The organism is Streptococcus sp. V913 (assembly GCF_054353455.1).
Window position 1 is genome coordinate 45,394 of the sequence record NZ_JBTHHX010000004.1, and the last position, 17,308, is coordinate 62,701.

Annotated in this window: 16 protein-coding genes and 1 tRNA gene; 14 read left to right on the forward strand and 3 right to left on the reverse strand. The window is 41.3% G+C overall.

The annotated features are described in order from the left end of the window. The first annotated feature begins 60 nt into the window (after positions 1–60). The 9 genes from asnA (at position 61) to ACXYSL_RS07385 (ending at position 7,261) form a co-directional block, all read left to right on the forward strand. Complete coding sequence (asnA, locus tag ACXYSL_RS07345; protein ID WP_458624375.1) at positions 61–1,053, forward strand: aspartate--ammonia ligase; 993 nt, start codon at positions 61–63, stop codon at positions 1,051–1,053. Between the two features lie 64 nt (positions 1,054–1,117). Continuing rightward, complete coding sequence (rsmD, locus tag ACXYSL_RS07350) at positions 1,118–1,657, forward strand: 16S rRNA (guanine(966)-N(2))-methyltransferase RsmD (RefSeq protein WP_268713983.1); 540 nt, start codon at positions 1,118–1,120, stop codon at positions 1,655–1,657. Beyond that, positions 1,647–2,135, forward strand: coding sequence for a pantetheine-phosphate adenylyltransferase (gene coaD / locus ACXYSL_RS07355; protein WP_458624376.1), 489 nt, complete (start codon positions 1,647–1,649; stop codon positions 2,133–2,135). The genes rsmD and coaD overlap by 11 nt, the downstream gene beginning before the upstream one ends. Next, complete coding sequence (locus ACXYSL_RS07360) at positions 2,119–3,156, forward strand: SepM family pheromone-processing serine protease (protein WP_458624377.1); 1,038 nt, start codon at positions 2,119–2,121, stop codon at positions 3,154–3,156. Before coaD ends, ACXYSL_RS07360 begins: the two co-directional genes overlap by 17 nt. 55 nt (positions 3,157–3,211) lie before the next feature. Beyond that, on the forward strand, positions 3,212–3,442 hold the full coding sequence (locus ACXYSL_RS07365) for a DUF1146 family protein (protein ID WP_458624378.1): 231 nt from the start codon (positions 3,212–3,214) through the stop codon (positions 3,440–3,442). Positions 3,443–3,465: 23 nt separating this feature from the next. Then, entirely contained in the window at positions 3,466–4,749 is a 1,284-nt protein-coding gene (murA, locus tag ACXYSL_RS07370) for a UDP-N-acetylglucosamine 1-carboxyvinyltransferase (protein ID WP_458624379.1), read from the forward strand. Beyond that, positions 4,736–4,930, forward strand: a complete 195-nt coding sequence (locus ACXYSL_RS07375; RefSeq protein ID WP_268713980.1) for a DNA-directed RNA polymerase subunit beta — start codon at positions 4,736–4,738, stop codon at positions 4,928–4,930. Before murA ends, ACXYSL_RS07375 begins: the two co-directional genes overlap by 14 nt. Before the next feature lie 40 nt (positions 4,931–4,970). Next, positions 4,971–5,804, forward strand: a complete 834-nt coding sequence (locus ACXYSL_RS07380; protein ID WP_268713979.1) for a DNA/RNA non-specific endonuclease — start codon at positions 4,971–4,973, stop codon at positions 5,802–5,804. 125 nt (positions 5,805–5,929) lie between these two features. Further along, positions 5,930–7,261 (forward strand): hemolysin family protein, encoded by a 1,332-nt coding sequence (locus ACXYSL_RS07385; protein ID WP_458624380.1) that lies wholly within the window; start codon positions 5,930–5,932, stop codon positions 7,259–7,261. 132 nt (positions 7,262–7,393) lie between these two features. Here ACXYSL_RS07385 and ACXYSL_RS07390 read toward each other — a convergent pair. After that, positions 7,394–7,464 (reverse strand) — tRNA-Cys (locus tag ACXYSL_RS07390). 303 nt (positions 7,465–7,767) lie between these two features. Here ACXYSL_RS07390 and ACXYSL_RS07395 point away from each other — a divergent pair. The 5 genes from ACXYSL_RS07395 to ACXYSL_RS07415 all read left to right on the forward strand — a co-directional run bounded on the left by ACXYSL_RS07395 (position 7,768) and on the right by ACXYSL_RS07415 (position 14,252). Continuing rightward, positions 7,768–9,747, forward strand: a complete 1,980-nt coding sequence (locus ACXYSL_RS07395; RefSeq protein ID WP_458624381.1) for a peptide ABC transporter substrate-binding protein — start codon at positions 7,768–7,770, stop codon at positions 9,745–9,747. 66 nt (positions 9,748–9,813) lie between these two features. Beyond that, positions 9,814–11,310 (forward strand): ABC transporter permease, encoded by a 1,497-nt coding sequence (locus tag ACXYSL_RS07400; protein ID WP_458624382.1) that lies wholly within the window; start codon positions 9,814–9,816, stop codon positions 11,308–11,310. Beyond that, entirely contained in the window at positions 11,310–12,236 is a 927-nt protein-coding gene (oppC, locus tag ACXYSL_RS07405; protein ID WP_000103693.1) for an oligopeptide ABC transporter permease OppC, read from the forward strand. The genes ACXYSL_RS07400 and oppC overlap by 1 nt, the downstream gene beginning before the upstream one ends. Before the next feature lie 8 nt (positions 12,237–12,244). Continuing rightward, positions 12,245–13,312, forward strand: coding sequence for an ABC transporter ATP-binding protein (locus ACXYSL_RS07410; protein WP_458624383.1), 1,068 nt, complete (start codon positions 12,245–12,247; stop codon positions 13,310–13,312). Positions 13,313–13,322: 10 nt separating this feature from the next. After that, a complete protein-coding gene (locus tag ACXYSL_RS07415) occupies positions 13,323–14,252 on the forward strand; it encodes an ATP-binding cassette domain-containing protein (protein ID WP_247946723.1) in 930 nt (309 codons plus the stop codon). Between the two features lie 88 nt (positions 14,253–14,340). Here the strand turns inward: ACXYSL_RS07415 and ACXYSL_RS07420 are convergent, their stop codons facing one another. Both ACXYSL_RS07420 and trkA read right to left on the reverse strand, forming a co-directional pair. Further along, positions 14,341–15,780 (reverse strand): TrkH family potassium uptake protein, encoded by a 1,440-nt coding sequence (locus ACXYSL_RS07420; protein WP_458624384.1) that lies wholly within the window; start codon positions 15,778–15,780, stop codon positions 14,341–14,343. A 3-nt stretch (positions 15,781–15,783) separates the two neighbouring features. Beyond that, positions 15,784–17,133 carry a Trk system potassium transporter TrkA gene (gene trkA, locus ACXYSL_RS07425; protein ID WP_458624385.1) on the reverse strand — a complete coding sequence of 450 codons (1,350 nt, stop codon included), beginning with the start codon at positions 17,131–17,133 and terminating at the stop codon, positions 15,784–15,786. Positions 17,134–17,308 lie beyond the last annotated feature (175 nt).

Consider the following 17,308-nt stretch of genomic DNA (forward strand, 5'->3'; position numbering starts at 1 on the left):
TCTTTTCTTTTCTTGGAAATAGGTGTATAATGCTTTTAACTAATTTTTGAGGAGCCGTTTATGAAGAAAAGTTTTATCCATCAGCAAGAAGAGATTTCCTTTGTCAAAAACACCTTTACCCAGTATTTGAAAGATAAGTTAGAAGTTGTTGAAGTTCAAGGCCCTATCTTGAGCAAGGTTGGTGATGGGATGCAGGACAACCTGTCCGGTATCGAACATCCAGTATCCGTAAAGGTCTTGCAGATTCCAGATGAAACTTATGAAGTCGTTCACTCACTAGCCAAATGGAAGCGCCACACCTTGGCTCGCTTTGGCTTCGGTGAGGGTGAAGGTCTATTTGTTCATATGAAGGCCCTTCGTCCAGATGAAGATTCGCTTGATGCGACTCACTCAGTTTATGTAGACCAGTGGGACTGGGAAAAAGTGATTCCAAATGGTCAACGCAATATCGCTTATCTCAAAGAAACCGTTGAGAAGATTTACAAGGCTATTCGTCTGACAGAGCTAGCCGTAGAAGCGCGCTACGATATTGAATCCATCTTGCCAAAACAAATCACCTTTATCCATACAGAAGAGTTGGTGGAACGCTATCCAGATTTGACACCGAAAGAGCGTGAAAATGCAATCTGTAAAGAGTTTGGTGCTGTCTTCTTGATTGGTATTGGTGGCGAGTTGCCTGATGGCAAACCTCATGACGGCCGTGCACCTGACTACGATGACTGGACAACAGAGTCTGAAAATGGCTACAAAGGGTTGAATGGCGATATTCTAGTTTGGAACGAATCTCTTGGATGTGCCTTTGAACTTTCATCAATGGGGATTCGGGTAGATGAAGACACCCTTCGCCGCCAAGTGGCTCTTACAGGAGATGAAGATCGTCTGGAGTTGGAATGGCATAAGGCCTTGCTTAATGGTCTTTTCCCATTGACTATTGGTGGGGGGATTGGACAATCTCGGATGGCCATGTTCCTTCTTCGTAAGAAACACATCGGAGAGGTTCAGACTAGTGTTTGGCCGCAAGAAGTCCGCGATACTTACGAAAATATCTTGTAGAGAATCGAACCGCAAGGTTCGGTTTTCTTTCTCTTTTTGCCTATAATTTGGTATAATAAACGGTATGAAAATCGTATCAGGAATCTACGGAGGGCGTCCTCTCAAGACGCTAGAAGGAAAGACGACGAGGCCGACATCGGATAAGGTGCGTGGAGCTATCTTTAACATGATAGGTCCCTATTTTGATGGTGGTCGTGTATTGGATCTCTATGCTGGCAGTGGCGGCTTATCTATTGAGGCAGTCTCGCGTGGGATGTCCCATGCTGTCTTAGTGGAACGGGATCGAAAGGCACAAGCTATCATCGCTGAAAATATCCAAATGACCAAGGAAGTTTCCAAATTTCAGCTCTTAAAGATGGAGGCTGAACGAGCCTTGGAGCATGTGAATGGTCCCTTTGACCTGGTCTTTTTAGATCCTCCCTATGCCAAGGAACAAATCGTTGCAGATATCGAAAAAATGGCAGAAAGAAACCTTTTCTCCCAAGAGGTCATGGTTGTCTGCGAAACCGATAAGTCTGTAGAACTTCCAGAAGAAATCGCTTGCTTAGGCATCTGGAAGGAAAAAATATATGGGATTAGTAAGGTGACAGTCTATGTCAGATAAAATTGGATTATTTACAGGATCATTTGATCCGATGACAAATGGACATCTGGATATCATTGAACGTGCCAGCAAACTCTTTGATAAGCTCTATGTCGGGGTGTTCTACAATCCCCACAAACAAGGTTTTCTCCCTGTTGAAAACCGCAAACGGGCAGTCGAAAAAGCGGTGGCGCATTTAGATAATGTAGAGGTGCTGGCTTCTCATGACCAACTAGTCGTCGATGTTGCAAGAAGATTGGGTGCTAAGACCCTTATCCGTGGCTTGCGGAATGCAACCGACTTGCAATACGAGTCTAGTTTTGATTATTACAATCATCAACTGGCTCCAGAAATCGAAACCATTTACCTATATAGTTGCCCAGAGCATCTTTATATTAGCTCTTCAGCCATGAGAGAACTTCTGAAGTTTGGTCAGGAGATTCAGCAATATGTCCCAAACAGTGTTGTGGAGGAATTAGAACATGAAGAAAAAAACTAGATGGCCCTTATATGTCATCCTAGCACTAGTATTGACTTTTTTAGCCTTTGTAGTACCTTTGCCCTACTACATAGAAGTTCCAGGTGGAGCGGAAGATATTCGTCAAGTTTTAAAAGTCAATGAAACAGAAGATACAGAAGCAGGAGCTTACCAGTTTGTGACAGTTGGTATTCGGCATGCAACTCTGTCGCATCTTGTCTATGCTTGGTTAACACCATTTACGGATATTAGAAGTGCCAAGGAGACAACGGGTGGCTCTACTGATGCAGAGTTTATGCGGATCAATCAGTTCTATATGCAAACTTCTCAAAACATGGCCAAGTATCAAGGATTGAAGACGGCTGGTAAGGATATCGAACTCAAGTACCTGGGAGTTTACGTCTTAACCGTGACAGACAATTCGACTTTTAAAGGCATGCTGAACATTGCAGACACAGTGACGGCTGTTAATGACAAAACATTTGACAGTTCAAAAGACTTGGTCGACTATGTCAACTCTCAACAATTAGGGGACACGGTCAAGGTAACCTATGAAGAAGACGGAAAAGTCAAATCTGCAGAAGGTAAAATTATCACTCTCGAAAACGGGAAAAACGGGATTGGAATTGGTCTGATTGACCGTACGGAAGTGACCAGTGATGTTCCCATTCGCTTTTCAACAGCTGGTATCGGCGGGCCAAGTGCCGGTCTCATGTTTAGCTTAGCTATCTACACCCAGATAGCAGATCCAGGACTTCGTAATGGTCGCATCGTTGCTGGAACGGGAACCATTGATCGCGATGGAAATGTTGGCGACATCGGTGGAATTGACAAAAAAGTAGTTGCAGCCTCTCGTCAGGGAGCCAACGTCTTTTTTGCTCCTGACAATCCAGTCACCGAAGAAGCAAAAAAAGCAGATCCCAATGCGAAAAGCAACTATGAAACAGCCTTAGAAGCTGCTAAAACGATCAAAACAGAGATGAAAATCGTTCCTGTTAAGACCCTGCAGGATGCGATTGATTACCTTAAAAACAATCCCTAATTTGTAGAAAAATCGAAAACTAGCGCGCAAGCGGATAAGATGGTATAATAGTCAAATGGTTCAATTATTATTCACTCTAAGTAGTCATATACTCTTTATTTATTTGAGTTTTTACCTTTTAAAAGATCTTGTAAGATGGGAAAAGGTTTTAAAAGTAACTGCTGCTAACACAAAAAAAGTTCGTTTGTTGGTCGGCTTCTGTAGTATTGTAATGGGCTACATCTTGAGTTCATTCTTTATCAGTTTGTACCAACTGTGGCAAGAAGCGCTTAGAGGACTATTATAAAATCAAAAGTAAAGGAAACAACTATGGAAAAAATTGTGGTTCAAGGCGGAGATAATCGTCTGGTCGGGAGTGTGACAATCGAGGGAGCAAAGAATGCAGTCTTGCCCTTGTTGGCAGCGACTATTCTAGCAAGCAAGGGTAAGACAGTCTTGCAGAACGTCCCAATCTTGTCAGATGTTTTCACCATGAATCAAGTAGTTCGTGGTCTGAATGCCAAGGTGGACTTTGATGAGGAAGCTCATATTGTCGAGGTCAATGCGACTGGTGATATCACGGAGGAAGCTCCATACAAGTATGTTAGCAAGATGCGAGCATCCATCGTTGTCTTGGGACCAATCCTTGCTCGTGTAGGCCATGCCAAAGTTTCTATGCCAGGGGGGTGCACCATCGGGAGTCGTCCGATCGATCTCCACCTCAAAGGTTTGGAAGCTATGGGGGTAAAGATTACCCAGACAGCTGGTTACATCGAAGCAAAGGCAGATCACTTGCATGGCGCTCATATCTATATGGACTTCCCTAGTGTCGGCGCAACACAAAACCTCATGATGGCAGCAACTTTGGCTGATGGTGTGACAGTGATTGAAAACGCTGCGCGTGAGCCAGAAATTGTTGATCTCGCTATCTTCCTTAATGAAATGGGAGCCAAGGTCAAGGGAGCTGGCACAGAAACAATCACCGTGATTGGTGTTGAGGAACTCCATGGTACGACCCACAATGTGGTACAGGACCGTATCGAAGCCGGAACCTTTATGGTGGCTACAGCTATGACAGGTGGGGATGTTCTCGTTCGTGATGCAGTATGGGAGCATAATCGTCCCTTGATTTCAAAACTACTTGAGATGGGTGTTGAAGTGACAGAGGAATCTGAAGGTATTCGTGTTCGTTCTCGACTTGAAAATCTCAAGGCTGTTCATGTAAAAACCTTGCCACATCCAGGATTTCCAACAGATATGCAGGCACAATTTACAGCTCTGATGACAGTTGCAAAAGGGGAATCCACCATGGTGGAAACGGTGTTTGAGAATCGCTTCCAACACTTGGAGGAAATGCGCCGTATGGGCTTGCATTCAGAGATTATCCGTGACACGGCTCGTATTGTTGGGGGACAGGCTTTACAGGGAGCAGAAGTTCTATCAACGGACCTTCGCGCTAGTGCTGCTTTGATTTTGACAGGTCTGGTTGCGCAGGGAGAAACAGTTGTCGGCAAACTAGTCCACCTTGATAGAGGTTACTACCGTTTCCATGAGAAATTGGCTCAGCTAGGAGCGAAGATTCAGCGAATTGAGGCAAATGATGAAGAAGAATAAAAACTTACGCTATGTACTCCGTCGCCTACTGTTGATTTTTATTGTTCTCTTGATAGGTTTCCTTGCTTTAGGAATCGGATTGATGGTTGGCTATGGCATCCTAGGAAAGGGACAGGATCCGTGGGCTATCTTATCTCCAGCAAAGTGGCAGGAATTGATTAGCAAATTTACAGAAAATTAGACTGGGAGACCAGTCTTTTTCTAAAGAAATAAGGAGAAAAATGGACAAAAAAACAAGACAGACTTTGATAGGGTTACTTCTATTCTTACTCTTGGCTGCTGGAAGCTATTATATCAAGCAGATGCAGTCCGCTCCAAATAGCCCTAGAACTAAGGTTAGTCAGAAAAAACAAGCTCCAGAAGCTCCCAGTCAGGAGCTGGCTGAAAGTGTCTTAACTGAGTCAATTAAGAACCAAATCAAGGGGGACCTCGAGTGGAATGGAGCAGGGGCCTTTGTTGTCAATGGCAATAAAACTAATCTAGATGCCAAGGTTTCTAGCAAACCCTATGCGGATAATAAAACAAAGACAATTGGAAAAGAAACAGTCCCAACTGTTGCCAATGCCCTCTTATCCAAAGCGACTCGGCAGTATAAGAATCGAGAAGAGACTGGAAATGGCTCCACTTCTTGGACGCCACCAGGATGGCATCAGGTTAAGAATCTAAAGGGTGCCTATACACATGCAGTTGATAGAGGACATCTACTGGGTTATGCCTTGATAGGGGGATTAGATGGTTTTGATGCTTCTACAAGCAATCCTAAGAACATTGCAGTCCAGACAGCTTGGGCTAACCAAGCGCAGGCTGAAGATTCGACAGGTCAGAACTACTATGAGAGTTTGGTCAGAAAATCCTTGGACAAAAATAAGAGGATCCGTTACCGCGTGACACTCCACTATGCGACAAATGAGGATCTAGTTCCATCTGCTTCACAAATTGAAGCCAAATCTTCGGATGGCGAATTGGAGTTCAACGTGCTAATCCCCAATGTTCAAAAGGGAATCCAGCTTGATTACCGAACAGGTCAAGTAACGGTGACAGATCAGAAACAATAGATACAATAAAACAGTTCCTTTGTCTTCTAGAGGCAGGGGAGTTGTTGTTTAAATGAAAAATAATGTGAATCCTGAAGAATTTTATGATATAATGAAACACAAGATACTATTTTAGGAGAAGGACTATGGAAGACCCGAGCAGTCAGAATTTGTTGCTACAGTTTGTATTATTATTTATCTTGACCTTGTTAAATGCTTTTTTCTCAGCCACTGAGATGGCAATGGTGTCACTAAACCGTTCCCGAGTAGAACAAAAGGCAGAAGAGGGAGACAAACGTTACATTCGTTTGTTAAAGGTACTTGAAAATCCTAACCACTTTTTATCAACAATTCAAGTCGGTATCACCTTGATCACGATCTTGTCAGGGGCAAAATTGGCAGATACACTTGGACAAGTAATTGCCTCTTGGATAGGGAATAGTGAAACAGCTTCCGCTATTGCAAGTTTTCTATCTTTAGCGTTTTTGACCTATATTTCCATTGTTTTTGGGGAACTCTATCCTAAACGGATTGCCCTCAATCTGAAAGATGCTTTGGCAATTCGAACAGCACCAATTATTATTGGTCTTGGAAAGATTGTCAGTCCCTTTGTCTGGCTGTTATCTGCTTCAACCAATTTGTTAAGTCGTTTAACACCAATGACCTTTGATGATGCGGATGAAAAGATGACACGTGATGAAATTGAGTATATGCTCACCAATAGTGAAGAAACACTGGATGCAGATGAGATTGAAATGCTACAGGGAGTCTTTTCTTTAGATGAACTAATGGCTCGTGAGGTAATGGTGCCTCGAACAGATGCCTTTATGGTGGATATTCAGGATGACAGTCAAACGATTATCGAGAGTATTTTAAAGCAAAATTTCTCACGTATCCCTGTTTATGATGGGGATAAGGATAATGTTATTGGTTTGATTCACACCAAGCGCTTGTTGAATGCCGCTTTTGTGGATGGATTTGACAATATTGTCTGGAAACGAATTCTCCAAACGCCACTGTTTGTTCCTGAGACTATCTTTGTGGACGATCTCCTTAAAGAACTTCGAAATACCCAAAATCAAATGGCCATCTTACTAGATGAATACGGTGGAATGGCTGGTTTGGTAACTCTGGAAGACCTCTTAGAAGAAATTGTTGGTGAGATTGATGATGAGACTGACAAGGCTGAAATTGAAGTCCATCAAATAGGAGAAGACACCTATATCGTTCAAGGTACCATGAATCTTAATGATTTTAATGACTACTTTGATGTAGAATTGGAAAGTGATGATGTTGATACCATCGCCGGTTATTATTTGACGGGTGTGGGAATGATTCCAACGACTGAAAAACTCAGTTATGAATTGGTCAGTCAAAACAAACAAATCATCCTAACCAATGACAAGGTGAAAAACGGACGTGTTACCAAGGTAAAAGTTCAAATCACTGAAATAGAGACTGAAGAAGAAATAGAATAAAGCAGTGACTTGAGTCGCTGCTTTTTGTAAATCTATATGGTAGATACAGTTATCCTATCTATTTGGAATAACAAAAAAGCCCGATTCTACGGGCTTTTCATTCGGTTAATTCCTGTTAATTCAGGTACTGAAAGGCGGTAGACGGATTTGAACCGACGATCAAGCTTTTGCAGAGCCGTGCCTTACCACTTGGCTATACCGCCTCAACGTTTATTATTATACCTTGAAAATCATTTCCCGTCAATAGTTTCTTAATCGAAAATCCAATTTAGAAGATTGCCCTTTCTGACTGGGTAGAAAATGGAGAAAGGAAACCTGAAAATCAGGCTTTATGAACATTAAGTTTGCTTTATGACTCGATAGATAGCAAACAAAGAATAAAGAAATTTGACAAATGAAAGTTTTTTATGGATGCACGCCTAAATATTCTGAAAATTCGTTTACTTTTTAGAAGATATATGTTATAATCTTCAATAAGCCTAAATTTTTCAAGAGGAGTTAAAAACATGAAAAAAAGTAGAGTATTTGTTGCAGCAGGAGTTGCTTTATTAGCAACTGGAGTACTAGCTGCTTGCGGTTCTTCAAAATCATCTGATTCAACAGCGCCAAAAAATTATGGTTATATCTATTCAGCTGACCCAGAAACGTTGGATTACCTCATTTCAGGTAAACAAAGTACTAAGATTGCCACTTCAAATGGTATTGATGGTCTCTTCACAAATGACAAATATGGGAATTTGACTCCCGCAGTGGCAGAAGATTGGTCAGTCTCAAAAGATGGTTTGACTTATACCTACAAAATCCGTAAAGGTGTTAAATGGATGACATCTGATGGAGAAGAGTACGCTGAAGTAACAGCTAAAGATTTCGTAAATGGTTTGAAACACGCAGCAGATAAGAAATCCGAAGCCCTATATTTAGCAGAAACTTCTGTTAAAGGATTGTCTGATTATTTGTCTGGAAATTCAAAAGACTTTTCTACGGTAGGTGTGAAGGCAGTTGATGATTATACTCTTGAGTATACCTTGAACCAACCAGAACCATACTGGAACTCTAAGATGGCTTATTCAATCTTCTGGCCATTGAACGAAGATTTTGAAAAATCAAAAGGATCAGATTTTGCCAAAGCAACAGATCCTACGTCCTTGCTTTATAATGGTCCGTTCTTGCTAAAAGGTTTGACTACTAAATCTTCTATCGAATTTGCTAAGAATGAGCAGTACTGGGATAAGGATAATGTTCACCTTGATAAAGTTACCCTTGCTTTCTATGATGGGTCAGACCAAGAGTCAATTGAACGTAACTTTACAAGTGGAGCTTATAGCTATGCCCGTCTCTTCCCAACAAGTTCAAACTATTCTAAAGTAGAAGAAACCTACAAGGAAAATATCTTCTACACTCCATCAGGACCTGGAGTTTTTGGTCTAGGTGTGAATATTGACCGTCAAGGTTACAAATACACTTCTAAGACAACTGATGAAGAAAAGACTTCTACTAAGAAAGCCCTTCTTAACAAAGACTTCCGTCAGGCTTTGAACTTTGCCTTTGACCGTACTTCTTACTCAGCTCAAGTAAATGGTAAGGAAGGTGCCCCTCTTGCAGTTCGTAACCTCTTTGTGAAACCTACCTTTGTCTCAGCAGGCGAAAAAACTTTCGGTGACTTGGTAACTGATAAGATGACTGCTTATGGTGATGAATGGAAGAACGTAAACTTTGCGGATGGTCAAGATGGACTCTTCAACGCCGATAAAGCCAAAGCTGAATTTGCCAAAGCTAAGACTGCATTGGAAGCAGAAGGTGTGAAATTCCCTATCCACTTGGATATCCCAGTAGACCAAACTAATAAGAACTATATCGCACGTATCCAATCCTTCAAACAATCCGTTGAAACAGTACTTGGTGAAGGCAATGTAGTCATTGATATTCAACAAATTTCTAAAGATGAGTTGAACAATATCACTTACTATGCTGCAAACGCTGCAGCAGAAGATTGGGATCTCTCAGGAGCAGTTGGATGGAACCCAGACTATGAAGATCCATCAACTTACCTTGATATCTTGAAAACAACTAATAGCGAGCAAACAAAAACTTATATGGGTTATGACGATCCAGCAAATGCAGCGGCTGCACAAGTTGGTTTGAAAGAATACGATAAGTTAGTTGATGAAGCTGCTAAAGAAACAAGCGACTTGAATGTTCGTTATGAAAAATACGCGGCTGCTCAAGCATGGTTGACAGATAGCTCTCTCTTCCTTCCTGCTATGTCAGGTAGTGGAGCAGCACCATTCATTTCTCGTGTGGTGCCATTCTCTGCATCATACAGTCAATCTGGAGATAAGGGTTCAGATGTATACTTCAAGTATATCCAGTTACAAGACAAGGTTGTAACCAAAGCTGACTATGAACAAGCTCGTGAAAAATGGCTTAAAGAGAAAAAAGAATCAAACGAAAAAGTTCAAAAAGAATTGGCTAATCACGTTAAATAAATAACTCTCAAGAGAACTTTCTCTCCATGAGGAGAAGGTTCTTTTGGGATTTTAAAAGGAAACGATATGAAAAAATATATTTTTATGCGTGTCTTGCGCTCATTGTTGTCTATTTTCTTGGTGACAACCTTGACCTACACGATTATCTATACGATGGTTCCTCGGAAACTGATTTTCAAGCAGGATACCAACTACAACAAGATTGCAACGACTCCAGATAAGCGGGATAATTATGAGAATACCGTTTATGAACGTATGGGCTATATCGAGTACTACGATACTAAGGAGTTGCAAGAAAAAGCTAGCACAATGGACTCATCTGTAACAGTAGATGCCAATGATACCAATAAGGCAATCTACGAAAAATACGTCAACCAACTCGGTAATGGTTGGACGTTAGGTGTCTTTTCAGAGAGTGGTCAGTTCTATGCTACGCGTGAAATTCCGATTTTTGAACGTGTTTTCAAATTCTATGCGAACTTACTTGATATTGATCATACAAACAAGATTCAAGACCCTGAAAATCCAAACTTGGAACGTTATCTTCGTTTTGAAAATGACCCTGCTATCGGTTGGTCATTGGTTGGTTCAGGTACCAAACATAAATACCTTTTGTATTTCAACAATCAATTCCCGTTTGTACACCAAAACTTTGTGAACATTAACTTGGGTGACTCTTACCCAACTTATGCAAACACGCCAGTGCTTCAAGTTATCACACAAGGCCAAGGACAAACCAAGACATCAGAAGTTCAATTCCCTACGGGTAAAAAGACTTCGTCTGTAGATATTTACTCTCGTACCTACAAATCTCCAAGTCAAGCAGATGCGCGTGAAATAGCTAACTATGGTAAGGACGATCCATATACAGCTACAGAAAGTAACTACCAATATCCATCTATGATTGCAAGCTCAGCTGTTGCTGGTTTGATTGGTTTGGTTATTTCGTATGCTATTGCGATTCCTCTTGGATCTGCTATGGCTCGCCACAAGAATACTTGGATTGATAGCTTCTCAACAGGTGCTCTAACCTTCTTGCTTGCACTTCCAACGATTGCTTTGGTTTATATCGTTCGCTTGATTGGATCATCTATTGGTCTTCCAGACTCATTCCCTATCCTAGGTGCTGGAGATTGGCGTTCCTATGTCTTGCCAGCAGTCATTCTAGGTTTGCTGGGAGCACCAAGTACAGCAATCTGGATTCGTCGTTATATGATTGATTTGCAATCTCAAGACTTCGTCCGTTTTGCTCGTGCAAAAGGTTTATCTGAAAAAGAAATTTCAAATAAACACGTCTTTAAAAATGCTATGGTTCCTTTGGTTTCAGGTATTCCAGGTGCCGTAATCGGGGTTATTGGTGGTGCAACATTGACAGAAACAGTCTTCGCTTTCCCAGGTATGGGTAAAATGTTGATTGACTCGGTTAAGGCATCAAATAACTCAATGGTAGTTGGTCTCGTCTTCATCTTTACATGTATTTCTATCTTCTCACTCTTTGTAGGAGATATCTGGATGACTATGCTTGACCCACGTATTAAATTGACAGAGAAAGGAGGCAAATAATGTCAACAATTGATAAAGAAAAATTTCAGTTCGTAAAACGTGATGATTTTGCCTCTGAAACGATTGATGCTCCTGCCTACTCTTACTGGGGCTCTGTATTTAGACAGTTTTTAAAGAAAAAATCAACAGTCATTATGTTGGGAATATTGGTAGCTATTATTTTGATGAGTTTTATCTATCCGATGTTTTCAGACTTTGACTTTAACGATGTAAGTAAGGTTAATGACTTTAGCGCTCGTTTTATTAAGCCCAATGCCGAACACTGGTTTGGTACTGATAGCAATGGTAAATCCTTGTTTGATGGAGTTTGGTTTGGTGCGCGTAATTCTATCCTCATTTCTGTAATTGCTACTTTTATCAACCTTGTGATCGGGGTGATTGTTGGTGGAATCTGGGGAATTTCAAAATCTGTTGACCGCGTCATGATGGAAGTTTATAACATTATTTCAAACATTCCATCTCTCTTGATTGTTATCGTCTTGACTTACTCAATTGGTGCTGGTTTCTGGAATTTGATCTTCGCTATGAGTGTGACGACTTGGATTGGTATTGCTTATTCAATTCGTATTCAAATCATGCGTTACCGTGACTTGGAATACAACCTTGCTTCTCAAACACTTGGAACACCAACCTTCAAAATCATCGTGAAAAATATCATGCCACAATTGGTATCTGTTATTGTTTCTACAATGACCTTGATGTTGCCAAGCTTTATCTCTTATGAGGCTTTCCTTTCCTTCTTTGGATTGGGGTTGCCTGTAACAGTGCCAAGTTTGGGACGTTTGATCTCAGATTACTCACAAAACGTTACGACCAACGCGTACTTGTTCTGGATTCCATTGACAACCTTGATTTTGGTATCCCTATCTCTATTCGTTGTTGGTCAGAACTTAGCGGATGCTAGTGATCCACGTACACATAGATAGGAGTAGACATGACAAAAGAAAGTAATGTAATTTTGACTGCTCGCGATATCGTCGTGGAATTTGACGTTCGTGACAAGGTTCTGACGGCTATCAGAGGCGTTTCTCTAGAACTGATTGAAGGAGAAGTTCTTGCCTTGGTAGGTGAGTCTGGTTCTGGTAAATCTGTATTAACAAAAACCTTTACAGGGATGTTAGAAGACAATGGGCGCATTGCCCAAGGAAGCATCGATTATCGTGGACAAGACTTGACAGCCTTGACTTCAAACAAAGAGTGGGAGAAAATCCGTGGTGCTAAAATTGCGACCATCTTCCAAGACCCAATGACAAGTTTGGATCCAATTAATACAATCGGTAGCCAAATCACAGAAGTTATCGTTAAACACCAAGGGAAAACAGCTAAGGAAGCCAAAGAAATGGCAATCGACTATATGAACAAGGTCGGAATTACAGACGCTGAAAAACGTTTTGACGAGTATCCTTTCCAATATTCTGGAGGGATGCGCCAACGTATCGTTATTGCGATTGCCCTTGCTTGTCGCCCAGATATTTTGATCTGTGACGAGCCAACGACGGCCCTTGATGTAACCATTCAAGCGCAAATCATTGATTTGCTTAAAACTTTGCAAGATGAGTACCACTTCACCATTATCTTTATCACCCATGACCTTGGTGTGGTAGCAAGTATTGCCGATAAGGTGGCGGTTATGTATGCTGGTGAAATTGTAGAATACGGTACTGTTGAGGAAGTCTTCTACGACCCACGTCATCCATATACTTGGAGTCTCTTGTCTAGCTTGCCTCAGCTTGCTGACGATAAAGGGGAATTGTACTCTATCCCTGGAACACCACCGTCTCTTTATACTGAGTTGAAAGGTGATGCCTTTGCCCTTCGTTCAGATTATGCGATGCAAATTGACTTTGAACAGAAAGCGCCTCAGTTTTCAGTCACTGATACTCACTGGGCTAAGACTTGGTTGCTTCATGAGAATGCTCCTAAGGTTGAAAAACCAGAAATCATCGCAGATTTACATGATAAAATTCGTGATAAAATGGGCTTTGCTCATCTAGAAGACTAGGAGGAAGGAAATGTCTGAAAAATTAGTAGAAATTAAAGATTTAGAAATTTCCTTCGGTGAAGGAAGTAAGAAGTTTGTTGCCGTTAAAAACGCTAACTTCTTTATCAACAAGGGAGAAACTTTTTCTCTTGTTGGTGAATCTGGTAGTGGGAAAACGACGATTGGTCGTGCCATTATTGGTTTGAATAATACTAGTAAAGGTGAAATCATCTTTGACGGTCATAAGATCAATGGGAAAAAATCTCATAAGGAATCTTCAGACTTGATCCGTCGTATCCAGATGATTTTCCAGGACCCTGCAGCCAGCTTGAATGAACGTGCGACGGTTGACTATATCATCTCTGAAGGTCTTTACAACTATCACTTGTTTAAAGATGAAGAAGAGCGAAAAGAAAAAGTTCAAAAGATGATTCATGAAGTTGGTCTTTTGAAAGAGCACTTGACTCGTTACCCACACGAGTTTTCTGGTGGTCAACGTCAGCGTATCGGGATTGCTCGTGCTCTTGTGATGGAACCTGATTTCGTTATTGCGGATGAGCCGATCTCTGCCTTGGACGTATCTGTTCGTGCGCAAGTCTTGAACTTGCTCAAGAAGTTTCAAAAAGAATTGGGCTTGACCTATCTCTTTATCGCGCATGACTTGTCAGTTGTTCGCTTTATCTCAGATCGTATCGCAGTTATCTATAAGGGTGTTATCGTTGAAGTAGCGGAGACAGAGGAGTTGTTTAACAATCCTGTTCATCCGTACACTCAAGCACTTCTATCTGCTGTACCGATTCCAGATCCAATCTTGGAACGTAAGAAGGTCTTGAAAGTCTATGATCCTAGCCAACATGACTATGAGACAGACAAGCCGTCTATGGTGGAAATTCGTCCAGGTCACTATGTTTGGGCCAATCAAGCAGAACTTGCTCGTTACAAGGAAGCTCTTAAAAAATAAACAGATTAAGAGAGGACCGAAAGGTCTTCTCATTTTTAATAGAAAAAATCCCCTTTCACTAGCTTGTAAAAGGGGAGTTGTATTATAATTAGCGTTTGGACCAGGTACGTTTCATAAAGAGAAGCAAAATGGGATAAATCTCTAGACGACCTGCAATCATTGCAAATGAGAGAAGGATTTTAGAGATGGGACTAAAGATAGCAAAACTCGATGTTGTACCTAGAATTGGTCCGATATTGTTAAAACAGCTGAAGACAGCACTGGTAACAACTAGAAAATCATTGTTATCTAGACTGAGAATGAAGATAAGTGACAGTAAAATCATCACATAAATGACAAAATATTTTAGGACCTTGTGCTGGGTATCCTTATCAATCACAGTTTTATTGACATGGAGAGTCAATACGCGATGAGGAGATAAGATGGACAAGATCTGATTTTTTGCGATTTTTGAAAGGATGAGTCCTCTTATGACTTTGAGTCCACCTGCGGTTGATCCAGCAGAGCCACCGATTCCCATGAGGAAGAGGAGGATAAATTGGGAGAAGAGGGGCCAGTTGGTAATATCTCCGTAACCAAATCCAGTTGTCGTAATGATATTGGAAACTTGGAAGAGAGCCATCTCAAAACTCTTAGAGACACCTTGGTAGAGGTGGAGCGTATTGAGAGTAATCAAGCCGGTAGAAACTAAGACAATGATTACATACGTACGAAGTTCTTCATCTCCAAAGAAAGCCTTGACCCGACGGAGCATGAGGTAGTAGTAGAGATTAAAGTTGACCCCAAAAACCAGAACTCCGATACTGACGAGATAGGTGATGAGTGAGCTGCCGTAGTGGGCAATTCCGTCGTTATAGACGGTGAAGCCACCGGTTCCTGCCGTTCCCATAGCGATGACAAAGCTATCAAATAGGGGCATACCAGCTAGATAGTAGATGACTACAAAAAGTGAGAAGAGCCCTAAATAAAGCAGATAGAGGATCTGGGCAGTATTTTTTAGTTTGGATACAACCTTACCGAAGACAGGCCCAGGGACCTCAGCCTTCATCACCTCTAAGTGACTATTCTTGGCATTGTCCATAATGGCAAGCGCGAAGACGAGTACCCCCATCCCTCCAATCAAGTGAGTAAAACTTCGCCAGAAGAGGAGGGAACGGCTGAGAACGGAGACATCTGTCAGAATGGTTGCTCCTGTAGTTGTAAAACCAGAACTGATTTCAAAGAAGGCATCGATGACACTTGGGATTTGTCCTGAAAAGACAAAGGGAAGCGCTCCAAAGAAAGACCATAGAATCCAACAGAGGGCGACGATTAAGACTCCCTCCTTAGTATAAATTCGCTGATTTTTGGGTTTCCGTAAAATTCCCAAGCTACCAAGAAGTATTAAAATTCCAATTGTTGTAAAGAGAGCTGTAAATACTTGGCTGGATTCTTGGTAATAGGTTGCTACACTAACAGGGACTAGGAGAAGAACCGCCTCAATCAAGAGAAGTTTTGAGAGGAGGTAACGAATCATACTTTTATTCATCTTTTACCTCTCAATCAGATCATAAATCTTGGTGATATTTGGTAATAAGGTCGTCACGAGTAACTGATCTCCTACCTCAAGTCTATCCTCTCCAGTAGGGAAAATTGTTTTTCCTTTTCGGATAACGGCTGCGATGAGAACCCCTTTCTTCAATTTCAGATGTGAAAGAGGTTTGGCAGTCATTTTATTAGCTTCCTTGATTTGGAATTGAAGAGTTTCAATTTGACCGTTTGCTAGATGGTGCATGGCTTGAAGGTCTGAGTATTGAGCGTTTACTCGACCACGGATAAAGTGCATAATGGTATCCACTGCAATGCTTTTGGGTGTGATGATACTTGAAAAATCAGGTGCATGGATAATCTCTAAAAGGCTAGTTCGATTCACCTTGGTGATATTCTTATGGACACCAACACGGTCTAAGAACATAGAGGTAATGATGTTTTCCTCATCAACTCCAGTCAAAGTTGCAACTGCATCATAGTTGGGAGCACTTTCCTCAAGCAAGATATCTTTGGCAGTTCCATCTCCCTGTACGATATAGAGATTTGGAAATTTTTCACTGAAGAGACGAGCTCTCTCAGGATTAATCTCGATAACTTTAGTGTCAATACGGCTATCTTTTAAAATGCCAAGTAGGTAATAAGCAATTTTTCCAGCACCAACGATGAGCAAGCTTTTCACTGTACGTGATTTGAAATAGTTATGGAAAAGCATCATATCCACACGATTCCCAGTAACAAAAATTCTATCTCTATCCTGAATGGTGATATCACCGCTCGGAATCATAAGTTGATGGTCTCGTTCCATAGCGCAGACAATGATATTGCCAAATTTTTTACGAAAATCTGAGATTGGCATTTGACAGAGACCACTGGAATCTTTGACAACAAACTCCATCAGGTTGACCCTTCCCCCTGAGAACCGCTCAACTGAGAGTGCATTCGGAAAATCAATGATATTTGAGATAGCACGGGCGGCTAGGAGTTCTGGGTTAACGATAAGTGAGAATCCAAGAATATTTTTCTCTTTGAAATAGGTATTGGAGTATTCAGGATTTCGCACTCGAACGATAGTCTCTTTAGCGCCCATTTTTTTAGCAAGTACTGCTGAAATCATATTCACTTCATCGTGTTCCGTTAGAGCGATAAAGATATCACACTCTTGAACGCCGGCTTGCTCTAAGATAGCAAAGTCTGCTCCATTTCCAAGGAGTCCCATGATATCAAAGCGACTGACAATATGATTGAGAACAGCCTCATCTTGTTCGATGAGGACAACGTCGTGTTTTTCTGCAACCAGTGAACGACAGAGGGCGAAACCGACTTTCCCTCCACCAACAAGGACAATTTTCATATAAAAACCCTACTTTTTCATGATGTAACTATCATACCCTTTTTTCGCAAAAAATGCACTTGCCAAGGCATTTTAGAGGATAAGAAAAGCCTTTTTTTAAGTGTTTAAAGATAAAATCGGTCACCTTTCATAGAAATGTCTATCATATGAAATGATTTCGCTCATTTAATATCCT

What these genes read in the sequence shown, in the direction of transcription:
- ACXYSL_RS07410 (WP_458624383.1), top strand. Translation starts at nt 12,245, where the DNA reads ATGACAAAAGAAAGTAATGTAATTTTGACTGCTCGCGATATCGTCGTG.
- rsmD (WP_268713983.1), top strand. Translation starts at nt 1,118, where the DNA reads ATGAAAATCGTATCAGGAATCTACGGAGGGCGTCCTCTCAAGACGCTA.
- ACXYSL_RS07400 (WP_458624382.1), top strand. Translation starts at nt 9,814, where the DNA reads ATGAAAAAATATATTTTTATGCGTGTCTTGCGCTCATTGTTGTCTATT.
- ACXYSL_RS07360 (WP_458624377.1), top strand. Translation starts at nt 2,119, where the DNA reads ATGAAGAAAAAAACTAGATGGCCCTTATATGTCATCCTAGCACTAGTA.
- ACXYSL_RS07395 (WP_458624381.1), top strand. Translation starts at nt 7,768, where the DNA reads ATGAAAAAAAGTAGAGTATTTGTTGCAGCAGGAGTTGCTTTATTAGCA.
- ACXYSL_RS07365 (WP_458624378.1), top strand. Translation starts at nt 3,212, where the DNA reads ATGGTTCAATTATTATTCACTCTAAGTAGTCATATACTCTTTATTTAT.
- trkA (WP_458624385.1), bottom strand. Translation starts at nt 17,133, where the DNA reads ATGAAAATTGTCCTTGTTGGTGGAGGGAAAGTCGGTTTCGCCCTCTGT.
- murA (WP_458624379.1), top strand. Translation starts at nt 3,466, where the DNA reads ATGGAAAAAATTGTGGTTCAAGGCGGAGATAATCGTCTGGTCGGGAGT.
- ACXYSL_RS07380 (WP_268713979.1), top strand. Translation starts at nt 4,971, where the DNA reads ATGGACAAAAAAACAAGACAGACTTTGATAGGGTTACTTCTATTCTTA.
- asnA (WP_458624375.1), top strand. Translation starts at nt 61, where the DNA reads ATGAAGAAAAGTTTTATCCATCAGCAAGAAGAGATTTCCTTTGTCAAA.
- ACXYSL_RS07420 (WP_458624384.1), bottom strand. Translation starts at nt 15,780, where the DNA reads ATGAATAAAAGTATGATTCGTTACCTCCTCTCAAAACTTCTCTTGATT.
- oppC (WP_000103693.1), top strand. Translation starts at nt 11,310, where the DNA reads ATGTCAACAATTGATAAAGAAAAATTTCAGTTCGTAAAACGTGATGAT.
- coaD (WP_458624376.1), top strand. Translation starts at nt 1,647, where the DNA reads ATGTCAGATAAAATTGGATTATTTACAGGATCATTTGATCCGATGACA.
- ACXYSL_RS07385 (WP_458624380.1), top strand. Translation starts at nt 5,930, where the DNA reads ATGGAAGACCCGAGCAGTCAGAATTTGTTGCTACAGTTTGTATTATTA.
- ACXYSL_RS07415 (WP_247946723.1), top strand. Translation starts at nt 13,323, where the DNA reads ATGTCTGAAAAATTAGTAGAAATTAAAGATTTAGAAATTTCCTTCGGT.
- ACXYSL_RS07375 (WP_268713980.1), top strand. Translation starts at nt 4,736, where the DNA reads ATGAAGAAGAATAAAAACTTACGCTATGTACTCCGTCGCCTACTGTTG.